Source organism: Streptococcus sp. 4155, assembly GCF_013276695.1.
Classification (GTDB): Bacteria; Bacillota; Bacilli; order Lactobacillales; family Streptococcaceae; genus Streptococcus; species Streptococcus pseudopneumoniae.
This window is the reverse complement of the sequence record NZ_VMLM01000017.1, coordinates 12,821-28,107: the sequence shown is the minus strand read 5'-3', so window position 1 is coordinate 28,107 and position 15,287 is coordinate 12,821. Positions and strand designations below refer to the sequence as shown.

General features: G+C 41.3%; 12 protein-coding genes and 1 pseudogene. All 13 read left to right on the top strand.

The features are described 5' to 3' along the window. Nucleotides 1-597 precede the first annotated feature (597 nt). Entirely contained in the window at nt 598-4,077 is a 3,480-nt protein-coding gene (locus HT715_RS11815; RefSeq protein WP_240149847.1) for a DUF1542 domain-containing protein, read from the top strand. Between the two features lie 311 nt (nt 4,078-4,388). Continuing rightward, a complete protein-coding gene (locus HT715_RS02385) occupies nt 4,389-4,847 on the top strand; it encodes a DUF4231 domain-containing protein (RefSeq protein WP_031222784.1) in 459 nt (152 codons plus the stop codon). 12 nt (nt 4,848-4,859) lie between these two features. Then, nucleotides 4,860-5,468: a hypothetical protein gene (locus tag HT715_RS02380; RefSeq protein ID WP_138707010.1), complete on the top strand. Its 609-nt coding sequence runs from the start codon at nt 4,860-4,862 to the stop codon at nt 5,466-5,468. Then, entirely contained in the window at nt 5,461-5,871 is a 411-nt protein-coding gene (locus HT715_RS02375) for a hypothetical protein (protein WP_000595757.1), read from the top strand. The genes HT715_RS02380 and HT715_RS02375 overlap by 8 nt, the downstream gene beginning before the upstream one ends. Nucleotides 5,872-5,881: 10 nt before the next feature. Further along, a complete protein-coding gene (ply, locus tag HT715_RS02370) occupies nt 5,882-7,297 on the top strand; it encodes a cholesterol-dependent cytolysin pneumolysin (RefSeq protein ID WP_100104871.1) in 1,416 nt (471 codons plus the stop codon). A gap of 774 nt (nt 7,298-8,071) precedes the next feature. Then, a complete protein-coding gene (locus HT715_RS02365; RefSeq protein WP_000532877.1) occupies nt 8,072-8,788 on the top strand; it encodes a YebC/PmpR family DNA-binding transcriptional regulator in 717 nt (238 codons plus the stop codon). 176 nt (nt 8,789-8,964) lie between these two features. Then, the gene (locus tag HT715_RS02360) at nt 8,965-9,435 is read left to right on the top strand and encodes a MarR family winged helix-turn-helix transcriptional regulator (protein ID WP_050223005.1); all 471 of its coding nucleotides are present in this window, start codon (nt 8,965-8,967) and stop codon (nt 9,433-9,435) included. A 16-nt stretch (nt 9,436-9,451) separates the two neighbouring features. Then, complete coding sequence (locus HT715_RS02355; RefSeq protein WP_240149846.1) at nt 9,452-11,179, top strand: ABC transporter ATP-binding protein; 1,728 nt, start codon at nt 9,452-9,454, stop codon at nt 11,177-11,179. Further along, nucleotides 11,169-12,929 carry an ABC transporter ATP-binding protein gene (locus HT715_RS02350; RefSeq protein WP_050208063.1) on the top strand — a complete coding sequence of 587 codons (1,761 nt, stop codon included), beginning with the start codon at nt 11,169-11,171 and terminating at the stop codon, nt 12,927-12,929. The genes HT715_RS02355 and HT715_RS02350 overlap by 11 nt, the downstream gene beginning before the upstream one ends. Before the next feature lie 95 nt (nt 12,930-13,024). After that, nucleotides 13,025-13,528: a phosphatase PAP2 family protein gene (locus tag HT715_RS02345; RefSeq protein ID WP_166727999.1), complete on the top strand. Its 504-nt coding sequence runs from the start codon at nt 13,025-13,027 to the stop codon at nt 13,526-13,528. 113 nt (nt 13,529-13,641) lie between these two features. Beyond that, a complete protein-coding gene (locus HT715_RS02340; protein ID WP_049501836.1) occupies nt 13,642-14,088 on the top strand; it encodes a LytTR family DNA-binding domain-containing protein in 447 nt (148 codons plus the stop codon). Between the two features lie 4 nt (nt 14,089-14,092). Continuing rightward, nucleotides 14,093-14,767 (top strand): hypothetical protein, encoded by a 675-nt coding sequence (locus HT715_RS02335; protein WP_050208060.1) that lies wholly within the window; start codon nt 14,093-14,095, stop codon nt 14,765-14,767. Nucleotides 14,768-14,992: 225 nt separating this feature from the next. Further along, nucleotides 14,993-15,208 (top strand): annotated as a pseudogene (locus HT715_RS02330) (N-acetylmuramoyl-L-alanine amidase family protein); the annotation flags it as partial. Nucleotides 15,209-15,287 lie beyond the last annotated feature (79 nt).

Genomic DNA, 15,287 nt, shown 5'->3' with positions numbered 1-15,287 from the left:
CACGGGTGGTTATGACTTAAGGAATAGGAATGAAAAGTAAGAAGTTAAAATTATACTCAATGAAAATCTCTTCAAACCACATCAGCGTCGCCTTGCAGTCTGTATCTTACTGACCAAGCTATGGTGGACTTAGAATAGGTGATTTGGAGCGTCCTAGCGGCTAGGAAATGCTGATCATAGTCCTTTGCTGAGGATAGGGTGTTTCAATATTCAACACTCAACACTCAACTGTTGACCTAATTGATAGGAAGGGAATTACTATAAAATACTCAGGTTTCCATCATATTTCTTGAAACGATTGTGTAATTAAAATGTAACAATATTGTAATATTGGCACAAAAAGGTGTTGTACATATATAAATGTAGTATAACTGTTTCGCTATTTGTTAAAAAATAGGCTGTATTAAAAGGTTTTATATGTCTGTGCATATATATATATTGTCGCTTTTTTCTTGCCTTTCCTGACTCTATCTTGTCAGCGAGGAGGTTGACTTGTATGTCAGAAGTGTTACTATATGATTGATATATTATCGACTGTCGGCTTTTTGCGCGCTTTCTAAGCTCGGGGAAGCTCTCAGATGAGGAAAGGATTCACTTATGTTCAAGAAAAAGAATGATGGCAATGGAGAGAAAATTTTCCGTTATTCCATTCGTAAATACCATTTTGGGGCTGCTAGTGTTGCGGTTGCGGCATTGATGTTTTTCGCAAATGGGGTGCAAGCGCAGGCACCTGCAGTATCTTCGGCAACAGCCAGTGATGTAGTTGCTGGATCTGCTGGAAATTCAGATGGGGAACCACAGGAGTCAGATGGGGAAGAGCCAGAGAAGGTCTCTCAGACTGAACCGTCGGCTGAGCTCCAGTCTGCAGGGGAGTCAAACTCTCCAGAGACTAAAATCGAGGACGCTAGTAAGGGGCAGGAAACAGCTGGCCTTGTTCCTACCAAACCAGAGACGAAGCCAGCTGCTCAAGAAACTTCTCAAGGAGGAGCAGTAAAAGAGCAAGACCAGCCCACATCTGCCACTAAAACGACAGAAGCTAAATCACTCCAAGGCAATCTGCAAGCTTTGTTGGAAAAACTAACTCTTAGCTCCATGAAAGCGCTCCACGATGAAGTGGAAGCAGGTCTAGCAGCAGCTAAGGCAGTTTTGGACGATCCAAAAGCGACGCAAGCGCAGGTTGATGAGCAAGTAAGAGCTATGGAAGAACTGACGAGCCGTGTCAATCAAGCCTTGGAGCCATCGCTACCAAAATTGACAGACTTGGGTGAAGCAAGTTCGACAAATAATAAGCTTGTCGAACCAAACGGAACTGCAACTGAGCAAGCAACTGGTGGAAAGCGTCGTAAAAGAGGGGGAACAATCGAGCCTGGAGCAGTTGCGAACCAAGTTAGTCCAACTGATGGAGGAAAGGAAGCAGCACCTGAAGCCAACTCTCAATCTACTCCACGAGAACTCCCAACCTACACTAATACGACAGAAGGTGAAAACGGCGTCTATAGACTAAAAGATGAATTAGAGTCTATTGTCAAACGACTTAAAGAAAATCAAGCGTCGGAAGATAAAATCCAAGCAGCAAAAGCAGCAGCTGATAAGTTCACTGAAGCCTTTTCTAAAGGCGATACCATCAGCCAAGAAGATTTTGCCGCTGCCCTAGTCGACCTGAAAAAATCCCGAGACCTCATCGAAGGAGTGCTGGAAGAAAAATATGGTGAGGAAACTACAGCTGGAGGAGTAACTCCTCAACCACGTGATGGTGGCTACTCTGACTTTCGTAGTTCGAGAGTTACAAGAGCTGCAAGAGCTGGCGAAAACTACTCTGAAGCCTTTAGAACAGCTCAAGAAAGTTATTTTGAGAAATCAGGTGATAGGGGAAATTCTCCTTATGATAAGTATACCTATGTTTTCTATTCAAATAGAAAATATAGAGATAACTCAACGAAGCTGGTATCAGAGGCTGAAAAATATATTAAAGCTACAGTAACATCAACGGAAGATGGATTTCATTGGGATATTGAAATTAATAATCAGCACAGGAGATTACCGGGGAATACACAAGTTTGGTTTACTGTTCCTTCGGGTCAAGAATTTAAACACAATTCGGATGCTTTTAGCATAACAGAAAAAAGTGGAGGAACTACAACTAGATCTCCAAATACTAGTAGTATTTTAGAACTACTTAGAGACTCAAGAGCGCAATTTGGTAGGGTTACTAAAGGGACTACGACGTCTACTGGCGTTAATAATAGATTCACATTGAATCCAATGCCGTCTGGAAGTCTAAACGATTTGGCAAGGAGGGGACCTAGAGGAACCAATCCTTATGAGAGACGAGCTGAAAGCCGAGAAAATCAAAAGGTTTCAGATGGAAAGTTTGACATTATCAATTCAAGTAGAGGAGAGTTATACTATTTTGAATTGCCCAATAGTGACAGAAAATATAGATTGTCATTTAATACCGTGGGAAATAATGATGTTAAAAAACTGGTATATGCTTTTGGATTAAGAGGCAGAGAGGGGGCCGAATTATTTCTTGCAAACCAATGGCATGCCAGAACATATGCCGAGGCAAAAGGTGATGCTAAGGATGAAATAGAGAAAGCGAGACAACGTAAAAATGATAGCCTTGGTAAGAATGGAAGCCTTTCGTCTGTAGAGCGAGATGGTGCTACTGCAATAGTTAATACCTATGCACGTCAAGCTACACGCGATATTGAAAATGCCGACAGCCTTATTAAGGTGGATGATGCCTTGCACAAGGGGTTGGAAAATATTAACGGCGTGAACCCGATAGGGAAAGATTTGCCAAAAGAAGCTATCAAACAAGCCGCAAATACTAAACGAGGTGAGATAGACAAACAAGCAGGCTTAACAGATGAAGAAAAAGCTACAGCTAAGCGAACAGTAACAGAGAAAGAAACAACAGCAGTCTCAAACGTAGATACAGCAACAACAAATACAGCGGTAGATACAGCCAAAACTACAGGAGTTACTGAAATTAATAACGTTACAGCCACAGGAACTGCTAACACTCAAGCTAAGCAAGAACTACGCAGAAAAGCTGACGAGAAGAAAAACGCTCTAGCAGGAACTCCTCATATCACAAATGAAGAGAAGGAAGCCGCTAATCGTCAAGTAGAGGCAGCAGTTACAGCAGCGGAAGCTGAGATTGATAAAGCTAAGACACAAACTGATGTAGAGAATGCGAAGACTGCTGGTATTGCTGAAATCAATAAGGTCACAGCCACAGCAAGCGCCAACAATGGTGGCAATACTAACACCGGTGGTAACACCAACAATGGTGGCAACACTAACAATGGTGGCAACACTAACGCTGGTGGCAACACTAACACCGGTGGCAACACTAACAATGGTGGTAACACTAATAACGGTGGCAACACTAATAACGGTGGCAACACCAACACCGGTGGCAACACTAATAACGGTGGCAACACTAACACCAGTGTGACACCACCAATCCGTAACCGGAGAAGTGTAACCTTTGCTGGTGGCACTCAATCGAGTCAAGAGAAACAGGTTGATAAATCCGTCTTAAGAGATTTGATTGGAGACTTGGAAACTCGTTTGAAAGACTTGGATGGTATTGATCAATCTGTCATCGACGCTGTGAAGATCATTCTCGGAGAGGGTCAAGAAGCCCTTAGAAATACTGACTTGACGGAAGCAGACTTGAGAGAGATGACTGCTAAGATCAAAGAAGCACTCGAATCCTTGAAAGGTAAGCAAGCGACTAAGGATAAAGAGGAAATGCAAGAAACAAGCAAAGAGCAAGGTCATCTTCCATATGGTACCATGATTGCTAGCCTGCTCGCCTTTCTTGGTCTCCTTCTCTTCCTCATCGCTCGTCGCAAGAAAGAGTCAGAACTCAAGAAATTGACCAAGGAATTGACTAAGGTTCTGCAAGAAAGCGACCTTACAAGTGTAGATGCGAAAGTTCTCGACCAAGCACGAGAAGCTCTCGCTCAAGCAGTTGCTTTCCTAGCCAATGAGAAAGAGTCTGACCACACAGAAGATGAATTGATTGAGAAACTCAAAGCTATTCTTGCTCAGTTAAAATAAGTCAAACTTAGCCGAGTCGGAAACCAGCTAGAATAGTGATTGATAGAATGTTGGAAAAACTCAATTTGAGGTGAACATTCAGAAAATCTTTCTCTGATAAAACGCATAATATCAAGCTTTTTAAGGCAAGGTATTATGCGTTTTTATCATTTTGAAACTTTTTGTTCCATCCTTTTTGTGATATTTTTCCCTTATTTCACAAATATTTCATATTTAGATTTTATAATAAGTTATAGTTCAGTTTTTACTATACTTTGATATTCAAATATGTTATACTATGATTATCAAAGTAAATGAAAGGGGTTACGAACATGACGCCAGAAGAAATGTACCTGACAGATCGATTGGATGTACAGATAGCTCATTTTTTAAAGAAAAGTGTTCAACATCGTAGACGCTATAAGGTATTAAAAATAACAGAAATCGTGGCAGGTTTTCTCATAGCGGTCTTTTGTGCTATTCCTATGCCAGGTGATCGCTACCGTTTGATTTCAGTTGCCTTGTCCAGTCTAGGCTTGCTGTGTGAGGGGATTCTCAATTTGTATAATGCCAAGGAACACTGGATTTCTTACCAAAAAACTGCGCAACTCCTGGAAAGGGAAAAATTCCTCTATCAATGCCAAACGGAGAAATATGCAGGAAAGACCAAGGCTTTTGCCCTATTTGTCAAGACATGCGAAGGTCTTATCTCAGAGGAAATCAACCAGTGGGAAAGTATCCAGTCAAAAGAAGTGGCAGCTAGTGCAGATGCTCCAGAGAAAAAAGAGTAGGAGGTGGAGGAAATGTATCAATCCAGCTACCTGTCACCCTTGCTCTGGTTGAAAAAAGAAGCTGATAAGGAAAAGATGAGCGCGACTCAGTGCCAGATATTTTTCTTTTACTATCAAATGTTTGAACTCTTATTTGCTAGAGAAAGCGACTTGAGAGACTTGTGTCTGGGAAGGCAAGGTTTTTATTTCTCGCAGTTAGAGAAAGGTTTGCTTTCTGGAGTTTCCCACTTTCTAAAAAACTTGGAGGGTAAGGGTACTCTCAAGACTAACCAAGAAGTATCAGCTCGCAAAGCCCTTTTTCTAGCCTTGACAACTAGCCAGTCAGATTGGCAGGAGTTGGCTCCTGTTTTTGATTTTTATCAGTCTGTCGGGAGACTTGAACATCCTTCTCTCTTGAGTTCTCAGGACAGACAAGATCTGATGTGGATTTACCAGTCAGCTTTGGAGAAGGATTATAGTGTCAAGGTAATTGGCGACAAGCATTTTGTATTGAAGAGACAAGATGCTACTAAATTGACAGCGCGCCAAACTCAAACTTTGGAAATTCTGAGTCAATCAGAAGACTTGGTCAATCCTGTCTATGTTACATTAGGAGAAAAGGGGGTGCTCTTGCTTGATTAAGAGAGGAGATGTTGTAGCTCTTTATTTGCCTTTTCCGACTATTAGTAGCGATTTGGCTGTGAAGAACCATATGTATATTTGTATTGACAACAGTATGACTAAAAACAAAGAGTTAGTTAAAAATCAGACCTTCAAACCAGCTCTCTTGACCAGACGTTTGGTCAAGAACTTTATGATAGAAGAGCCGGATTTAGCTCGTAATCCTTTTACAAGACCAACCTTGATTGACTTAGATAAGGTATTTATGTTGGATAATACGGTCATTCCGACTTCTTATCTAGCCAGACGGCGACGCAATGTCTCAGAAGAATTGTACGAGGAAATTTTGGATCACTTAGTCCAACCACGGCTGATTTCGCTGAACAAGTCTGAGTTTATGCAACTCAATCCAGGAACTTATTAGGAGGTAGAAGATGACAAATAAAGCAGTAAATGACTTTATACTAGCTATGGATTACGATAAAAAGAAACTCTTGACCCATCAGGGAGAGAGTATTGAAAATCGTTTCATCAAAGAGGGGAATCAGCTACCCGATGAGTTTGTTGTTATCGAAAGAAAGAAGCGGAGCTTGTCGACAAACACAAGTGATATTTCCGTGACGGCTACCAACGATAGTCGCCTCTATCCTGGAGCACTTCTCGTAGTGGATGAGACCTTGTTAGAGAATAATCCCACTCTTCTTGCGGTCGATCGTGCCCCGATGACTTATAGTATTGATTTGCCTGGTTTGGCAAGTAGTGATAGCTTTCTCCAAGTAGAAGACCCCAGCAATTCAAGTGTTCGCGGAGCGGTAAACGATTTGTTGGCCAAGTGGCATCAAGATTATGGTCAGGTCAATAATGTCCCAGCTAGAATGCAGTATGAAAAAATCACGGCTCACAGCATGGAACAACTCAAGGTCAAGTTTGGTTCTGACTTTGAAAAGACAGGGAATTCTCTTGATATTGATTTTAACTCTGTCCATTCGGGCGAAAAGCAGATTCAGATTGTTAATTTTAAGCAGATTTATTATACAGTCAGCGTAGATGCTGTTAAAAATCCAGGAGATGTATTTCAAGATACTGTAACGGTAGAGGATTTGAGGCAGAGAGGAATTTCTGCCGATCGTCCTTTGGTCTATATTTCGAGTGTTGCTTACGGGCGTCAGGTCTATCTCAAGTTGGAAACCACGAGTAAGAGTGATGAAGTAGAGGCTGCTTTTGAAGCTTTGATAAAAGGAGTCAAGGTAGCTCCTCAGACAGAGTGGAAACAGATTTTAGACAATACAGAAGTGAAGGCAGTTATTTTAGGGGGCGACCCGAGTTCGGGTGCCCGAGTTGTAACAGGCAAGGTGGATATGGTAGAGGACTTGATTCAAGAAGGCAGTCGCTTTACAGCAGATCATCCAGGGTTACCGATTTCCTATACAACTTCATTTTTACGGGACAATGTAGTTGCGACCTTTCAAAACAGTACAGACTATGTTGAGACTAAGGTGACAGCTTACAGAAACGGAGATTTACTCTTGGATCATAGTGGTGCCTATGTTGCCCAATATTATATTACTTGGGATGAATTATCCTATGATTATCAAGGTAAAGAAGTTTTGACTCCTAAGGCTTGGAACAGAAATGGGCAGGATTTGACGGCTCATTTTACCACTAGTATTCCTTTAAAAGGGAATGTTCGCAATCTCTCTATCAAAATTAGGGAGTGTACCGGACTTGCCTGGGAATGGTGGCGTACGGTTTATGAAAAAACCGATTTGCCCCTAGTACGTAAGCGGACGATTTCTATTTGGGGAACGACTCTTTATCCTCAGGTAGAAGATAAGGTAGAGAATGACTAGGAGAGAAGAACGTTTGCGACAAAAAGAGGCAATGCTCTCTCTGCGAATATCTGAAAGTTTATCTCTTGCCTAGCGATTTCCATTGGAGTATGCTCGTGATGTTAAAATGAGTCTATCAAATAGTGGCTGTAAGAAAAAGTAAAAAGGGTAGTGAAACTCCTTGCTATACAGGGAATTAGCTACCTTTTGCTTGTTTTAGAAGTGCCGTTGTACTAGTCTAACTTCAGTATCATGTGAAATCAAAAAGAGCATACATTTCTGTTTCAGGAACACATAAATTACACTCTTCGAAAATCTCTTCAAACTACGTCAGCCCTATCTGCAACCTCAAAACAGTGTTTTGAGCAACCTGTGGCTAGTTTTCGAGTTTGCTCTTTGATTTTCATTGAGTAATAGATGTTTGGTTAGAAATTCTTCTATTGATTTCTTAGAATACAATAGCGCCTATAAGAACTGTTGAATTTCAAAGTATTTACTTGAACTATCATATGTCTGGAGTAGACTGTCAATAAAAGGTGCAGTATGATTGTTTTTGTCGATTATATCTACAAACTCTAAACAGTAGTTTGAGCGGACTTTGTCAAACTTTCTATTTTCAGATAATGGTCTAGTTTGTTTTTTGAATGTTGATAAGGATGGAAAGGCAAGAAAATCTTGGCAGCCAAAGTGCTATCCTAGTTGGATTTACTGAATAAAATCCATTTCCTCTAGTGAAAATCGAAAAAACTTGTGTTATAATAAGAAAGATTAAAATGTGAAAAAAGGAGATTCCTAATGGGACGTAAATGGGCCAATATCGTAGCCAAGAAAACGGCTAAAGATGGAGCTAACTCTAAAGTATATGCAAAATTTGGTGTAGAAATCTATGTAGCAGCTAAAAAAGGTGATCCAGATCCAGAATCAAACTCAGCTTTGAAATTCGTTATCGACCGTGCTAAACAAGCCCAAGTGCCAAAACACGTTATTGATAAAGCGATTGATAAAGCAAAAGGAAACACAGACGAAACCTTTACAGAAGGACGTTACGAAGGTTTTGGACCAAATGGTTCTATGTTGATCGTGGATACTTTGACTTCAAATGTCAACCGTACAGCGGCTAATGTCCGTGCAGCTTTTGGTAAAAACGGAGGAAACATGGGCGCTTCAGGTTCGGTTTCATACCTCTTTGACAACAAGGGAGTTATCGTATTTGCAGGTGAAGATGCCGATGCAGTCTTTGAGCAATTGCTTGAAGCAGATGTGGATGTGGATGATGTAGAAGCAGAAGAAGGTACAATCACAGTTTACACAGCTCCAACTGACCTTCACAAGGCTATCGTTGCCCTTCGTGAGTCAGGTATCGAAGAATTCCAAGTGACTGAATTGGAAATGATTCCTCAGTCAGAAGTGGAATTGTCAGGCGATGACCTTGAAACCTTTGAAAAACTTTACAGCGTTCTTGAAGACGACGAAGACGTACAAAAAATCTACACAAACGTAGACGGGTTCTAAATTAACCTAGCAAACATGATCCTAAGTGAAAAAATCACTTGGGATTTTTTAAATCAAAAAAATAGTTCTCTAGGAAACTTTTTCTTGACATCTCTTTTCAAAGTGGTAAAATAGTTCTCACGGAAACTTATTTAGTTCCTAGGGGAACTAAATGTGATAGTTAGAAAGGAGTTTGTATGGACAAACCGATGTTAGTCTTTAAGCGTTTTGGTCATCAGATTCACCTCATGGTGCAAAAGGAAGCCAAACGTTGTGGTATTGAATTTATGGGTGGGCCTCAAGGTCAGGTTGTGCGTTTTTTGGATAATCGTGAGAAAAACCAAGACTTGGTCTTGATTAAAGATATCGAGCAGGAACTCAATATTACCAAGTCTGTTGCTAGTAATTTGGTCAAGCGTATGGTGCAAAATGGTTTGGTGGAATTGGAGGCGAGTCCTGTTGATAAGCGGGCAAAATTTGTTTGTTTGACGGACAAAGCACGTTCTCAAATGCAGCAGGTTAAGGCCTTCTTTGAACGCATAGACAAGCAGTTGATGGAAGACATTGATGAAGATGAATTACTGATTTTTGAGAAAGTTCTCGGTCAACTACAGGCAAATATCGAGAGAATAGGAGGAGAGAATGAAGAAATTAGCCAAACGAATTAGTAGGAAATAATGGGGGATGATTTTACTAGCCATTCTCTTTACCTGCCTTTCGGTCTATCTGGAGTTGGAAGTGCCGACTTATATCTCGAAAATTACGGATTTGCTAGGTAGTCAAGGAACTAATTTAGATGAGTTGTGGCAGCCGGCAAGCATGATGGTGGGAATGTCCTTTCTTGCCTTCTTGTCCGTAGTTGCAGTTGGATTTTTTGCATCCAGAGTGGCAGCTTCTTATACTAGTAGGTTGAGAAGTGATATTTTTAACCGAGTTTTAGACTACTCGCAGACAGAGATTAAGAAATTCTCTATTCCTAGTCTTCTAACTCGTACTACCAATGATATTACTCAGGTTCAGATGTTGATTACTATGGGCTTGCAAGTAGTTACGCGTGGTCCGATTATGGCTATCTGGGCTATCGGAAAGATTTTAGGTCATTCAGAATACTGGCTCTGGGCCGTTCTTGTGGCAGTAATTGTCAATGTTTTGATGACGACTGTTTTGATGACGCTAGCCTTTCCAAAACAGTCCTTGATTCAAAGTCTGACAGATAAGCTGAACAGTATCACTCGTGAGAGTTTAACAGGTATTCGTGTCGTTCGCGCCTACAATGCTGAAGAATACCAAAATGAAAAATTTGCATCAGCAAATGATGAATTGACACGCTTGAATTTGTTTGTCAACCGTCTTATGGCCATTCTAAATCCAATCATGATGGGGATTTCAAGTGGTTTGAGTGTGGCGATTTACTGGATTGGGGCCTATGTGATTAACGACGCTGCTCCGATAGCGCGTCTGCCTCTCTTTAGTGATATGATTGTTTTCATGTCTTATGCCATGCAGGTTGTCATGGGCTTCCTTCTCATGGGAGCACTCTTCATCGTTCTTCCCCGAACTATGGTCTCTGCTAAGCGGATTAATCAGGTTTTAGATTTGCATTCTTCTATCCAAAACCCTGCTCAAGTGCAGCTGGCTGATGAAAAGCTCAAAGGTCAGGTCGAGTTTAAGGATGTGACCTTCCGCTATGCGGCAAATTCGGAGGCAGTTATTGAGAATGTTAGCTTTAGAGCAGAAGCTGGTCAAACAGTGGCCTTTATTGGGTCAACGGGTTTAGGTAAATCAACTCTGGTCAATCTGATTCCACGATTCTACGATGTGTCAGCAGGAGAGATTTTGGTTGACGGTGTCAATGTTCAAGACTACAGTTTGGAAGATTTGCGCAACAAGGTTGGTTATATTCCTCAGAAAGCGGTTCTCTTTTCAGGTGATGTCAAGGCTAATCTAGACTTTGGACGCAGCCAAGAAACACCGCTTAGTGAACAAGCTATGTGGCAAGCCTTGGAATTGGCCCAGTCTAAGAACTTTATCGAAGACAAGGAAGCGGGCTTAGCGTCAGAAGTGGCTCAAGGAGGAACCAACTTTTCAGGTGGTCAAAGACAGCGTCTGGCAATTGCGCGTACCTTGGCTCGGAAGCCAGAAATCCTCATCTTTGATGACTCCTTCTCAGCCTTGGACTACAAGACAGATCGTGTCCTACGCCAAGAGCTAGCAGAGAAAACAAAATCTATGACCAAACTTATCGTCGTACAGCGTATTTCAACGATTATGGATGCAGATTTGATTTTGGTCTTGGATCAAGGAAAAGTCGTGGGAAAAGGCACCCACAAGGAACTTCTAGCTAATAACGAAGTTTACCAAGAAATTGCCTATTCACAACTATCGAAGGAGGAATTGGAACATGGAAAATAAAAAAATATCGCTCTGGAAACAGAGTAAACCCTATCTTGCAGGTCTCCAGTTTGCCCTTCTAATCGCCTTTCTAGCAACAATCATATCCAATATCATTACTGTATATGATCCAACCCGCATCAAGGACATGACTAATATTATTGCCAGTGGTCTGGAAAAAAGTGTGGATGTCGCGGCGGTTGCAGCTATTGGTGGTTTTTTGGCCGTCATCTATGTGATCGGACTTTTATCAAATTATTTACAAGCATTTTTGTTTACAACAGCCATTCAACGTTTTTCAGAGCGTTTGAGAAGAGCCATTGCAGAGAAAATCAATAGCCTACCATTGGGATATTTTGATGGACATTCTCAAGGAGATACCTTGTCTCGTGTAACCAATGACGTTGACACTGCAGCCCAGTCCCTTAATCAAAGTCTGGGAACAGTTCTTTCATCTAGTTTATTGGTCTTAGCAGTCTTGGTAACCATGTTTGGGATGAACTGGATTTTAGCCTTGGTGACGGTTGTGTCAACTCTTATCGGTTTTGCTTTCGTGTCTGTCTTTATGGGCAAATCCCAGGGCTTTTTTAAGAGTCAGCAACAAGATTTGGCAGCTGTCAATGGCTATGTGGAGGAAATGTACTCTGGCCATAATGTGGTGACCAGTTACAATGCCATCGAGAGTACGAAAGAAGAGTTTGCGAAATTAAACCATCGTCTGTATGATAGTATCTGGAAATCTCAATTTATTTCAGGGATTATGATGCCGATTATGATGTTTATTGGGAACTTTAGCTATGCCTTGGTGATTATCGTTGGTGCAGCCTTGGCCTTAAATGGACACATCAGTATCGGGATTATCGTTGCCTTTATGGCCTACGTTCGTATCTTTTCTCAGCTCCTTTCACAAATTGCCCAAGGGATTACTAGTCTTCAGCAGGCTAGCGCAGCCATGGGATGTGTCTTCGAATTCCTAGCTGAAGAGGAACTGGAAGACGAATCCCATCAAGAAAGACAATTGAGCGATATGAAAGGTCAAGTAGTCTTTGATCGAGTATACTTTGGTTATACACCAGAGAGAACTATTATCCATGACTTTTCTGCGACCGCTCATGCAGGTCAAAAGGTTGCGATTGTCGGACCGACCGGAGCTGGTAAGACAACCATTGTCAATCTTTTGATGAAGTTCTATGAGATTGATAAGGGAAGTATCCGCATCGATGGCGTGGATACCAAGGAGATGAAGCGCTCGGAAGTACACGATGCCTTTTCAATGGTCTTGCAGGATACTTGGCTCTTTGAAGGTACTATCCGAGATAATCTCATCTATAACCAAGAGGGGATTAGTGATGAGCGCGTGATTGAAGCCAGCAAGGCTGTAGGGATTCACCACTTTATTATGACCCTACCAGATGGTTACGATACCGTCTTGGATGACACGGTAACCTTGTCTGTCGGACAAAAACAACTCTTGACCATTGCTCGTGCTTTGCTGAAAGATTCACCACTCTTGATTTTGGATGAGGCGACTTCTTCTGTTGATACTCGGACGGAGGAATTGATTCAGAAAGCTATGGATCGTTTGATGGAGGGCAGAACTTCCTTTGTTATCGCCCACCGCTTGTCAACCATCCGAAATGCTGATCTGATTCTTGTCATGAAAGATGGCAATATCATCGAGCAAGGCAATCATGATGAGCTAATGGCGCAAGCTGGCTTCTACGCTGACCTCTACAACAGTCAATTTACAGAAGACGAAGCAGAAGAATAAACCCAAAGAAGGCTTGACGGCCTTCTTTTTCTGCACTATACTAGAAGACAAGTGCTACCCTATAAGCAAAATTTGAGTAAGTGATGAGAAAATATATGAAAAATTATCAAGAATGGTATGGCCACATGGCTGCTAACATTAAAAATAAGCCTATCTTTCTGAGACTGTTAAGAGCTTTCAATAGGTTCATGACCATAGTTATGCCTATAGTTTATCTAACCTTGTTAGCAACTACCTATCTCCAAGAAGGACTTGGGAAACAGGTCGGAATCTATTTGTTTATTCCAGCGTCAGGTTTTGTGATTTTGTCCTTTCTTCGTAAGAAAATCAATGCTCCTAGGCCTTATGAGGAATGGGATATTAAACCTCTGCTTGACAGAGATAGTCCTGGTCAGTCTATGCCCAGTCGTCATGTCTTTTCGGCAACCATTATCTCCATGGCTTGCCTTCATGCTAGTTTATCTCTAGGGATTATCTTATTGGTCTTATCAGCTCTCCTCGGTCTAGTGAGAGTCTTAGGTGGCGTGCATTATCCCAAGGATGTAGTGGTTGGTTATATTTGCGGTCTTGCGTGGGGTGTGATTTTCTTTCTATTTTGACCTGTAAGTTAAGGCGGTCCAACAACCACTTACGGAGTTAAAGTAACCACTTGCTTTTTTGCTCTTGTTTTCTTATTTTCCCTTTGATATAGTAGAGTCAGAAAGGAGATGGAATGAAGTTACGAATCGAAATTGACAGCAATTTAGAGGAAACTGAAATTGTCATCAAGGCAGCGGCTTTGACAGATGAGATTGCGGATTTACAGCGGCTCTTGCAAGAATCCAAGTCTCCTCGGTTGATTTTTTACAAGGGGACGGGTGAATATTATCTGGACTTGTCGGAAATTCTCTTCTTTGAAACAGAGGGGAACAAAATTTATGCCCATACTCAGAAAGATGCCTACGAGGTTCGGCTTAAACTCTATGAGTTAGAGGCTATCCTTCCTCGCTATTTTAGTCGAGTATCCAAGTCAACTATCGCTAATATTCGGCAAATCTATTCGGTGGACAAGTCCTTTTCAGGAACGGGCACCATTTCCTTTTATCAGACCCACAAGGAGGTTCATGTCTCACGACATTACCAATCCCTCCTAAAAGAAAATCTAAGAAACATGAGGTAAGAACATGAAAAAGAAAGCATTTGGTATTGTGTTGCTTATTTTGGCGGCTTTAATATTATTACAAGGAAATTTTGGAATCCCTTCTCTGGGAGGGCATATTTGGCCCTTGCTTGGTATTGCATTTTTTGCCTATCAATCAGTTGAAGCTTTGCTTCGTCGTCATCTGACATCAGCAGTTTTTACAACTTTTGTAGCTCTCATGATTGCTAATCATTTTTATGACATTTTACCGATTCCAAATCAGTCATTGTTCTGGGCTAGTATTTTAATCGTAATGGGTGTCAGCGCACTCACTCATTCTAACAGGACTTGGAACGGGAAAAAATGGTGGTTCGATGATGAAAAAACCATTTTTATAGACAAGGAAGTCGCTTTTGGGACTGGGACTTTCTACAAGCAAAATCAAGAATTGGTAGAAGACCAAGTTGAAGTTGGTTTTGGCAATGCCAAGATATATTATGACAATGCAGAGATTTTAGGAGATACTGCAACCCTGAAGGTGGAAGTTGGTTTTGGAAAGGCAGTTATCTATGTTCCCCAACATTGGAGAGTTGATTTGAAGGTGGAAACTTTCTGTGGTGTAGCCAAGGCAGATACTTCTCTAGCCCCAACCAGCAAAATCTTGATTATCCGTGGAGATGTGGCTTTTGGGAAGTTGGAGGTTGTCTACGTTAAATAAAAAAATCTTCACTTAAACCATCCAAAATAGACGTACTAAGAGTAGGAAATTGATGCCTTGCTCTGATTTCAGTTCTATGGTTGTTAGACTTTAAAAAATGAAATGTTGCCTTTAAAAGTTGTATATTTTTCGATGTTTTGACTCTTACGTTTGATGTATCTATGTCCTACAGCGTGGATGATGTAGTATCAAATGCTTTTAAAAAATGAATGATATTGGACAGTTTTTTTGGCCTCTAATTGCTCAGGAGCCATGAAAGCAAGCACTTGGGTTTATGACAAGGGAGAATGGTATTATGTAAGTTCTTCTGGTGCCATGCTAGCGAATGATTGGGTCAAAGATAATGGCAAGTGGTATTATCTGGCTTCATCAGGTAAGATGCTTCGCAATACCTACACACCTGATGGTTATTACGTTGGCAAATCAGGTGCCTGGCAATAAGAATAATACTCTTCGAAAATCTCTTCAAACCACGTCAGCTTCATCCACAACCTCAAAAAGCTGTTTTGAGCTGACTTCG

Bases quoted from the DNA above. Each gene is read 5' to 3' on its own strand.
- HT715_RS02380 (WP_138707010.1), top strand. From the start codon at position 4,860: ATGTATCAATCCAGCTACCTGTCACCCTTGCTCTGGTTGAAAAAAGAA.
- HT715_RS02345 (WP_166727999.1), top strand. From the start codon at position 13,025: ATGAAAAATTATCAAGAATGGTATGGCCACATGGCTGCTAACATTAAA.
- HT715_RS02335 (WP_050208060.1), top strand. From the start codon at position 14,093: ATGAAAAAGAAAGCATTTGGTATTGTGTTGCTTATTTTGGCGGCTTTA.
- HT715_RS11815 (WP_240149847.1), top strand. From the start codon at position 598: ATGTTCAAGAAAAAGAATGATGGCAATGGAGAGAAAATTTTCCGTTAT.
- ply (WP_100104871.1), top strand. From the start codon at position 5,882: ATGACAAATAAAGCAGTAAATGACTTTATACTAGCTATGGATTACGAT.
- HT715_RS02385 (WP_031222784.1), top strand. From the start codon at position 4,389: ATGACGCCAGAAGAAATGTACCTGACAGATCGATTGGATGTACAGATA.
- HT715_RS02350 (WP_050208063.1), top strand. From the start codon at position 11,169: ATGGAAAATAAAAAAATATCGCTCTGGAAACAGAGTAAACCCTATCTT.
- HT715_RS02360 (WP_050223005.1), top strand. From the start codon at position 8,965: ATGGACAAACCGATGTTAGTCTTTAAGCGTTTTGGTCATCAGATTCAC.
- HT715_RS02340 (WP_049501836.1), top strand. From the start codon at position 13,642: ATGAAGTTACGAATCGAAATTGACAGCAATTTAGAGGAAACTGAAATT.
- HT715_RS02365 (WP_000532877.1), top strand. From the start codon at position 8,072: ATGGGACGTAAATGGGCCAATATCGTAGCCAAGAAAACGGCTAAAGAT.
- HT715_RS02355 (WP_240149846.1), top strand. From the start codon at position 9,452: ATGATTTTACTAGCCATTCTCTTTACCTGCCTTTCGGTCTATCTGGAG.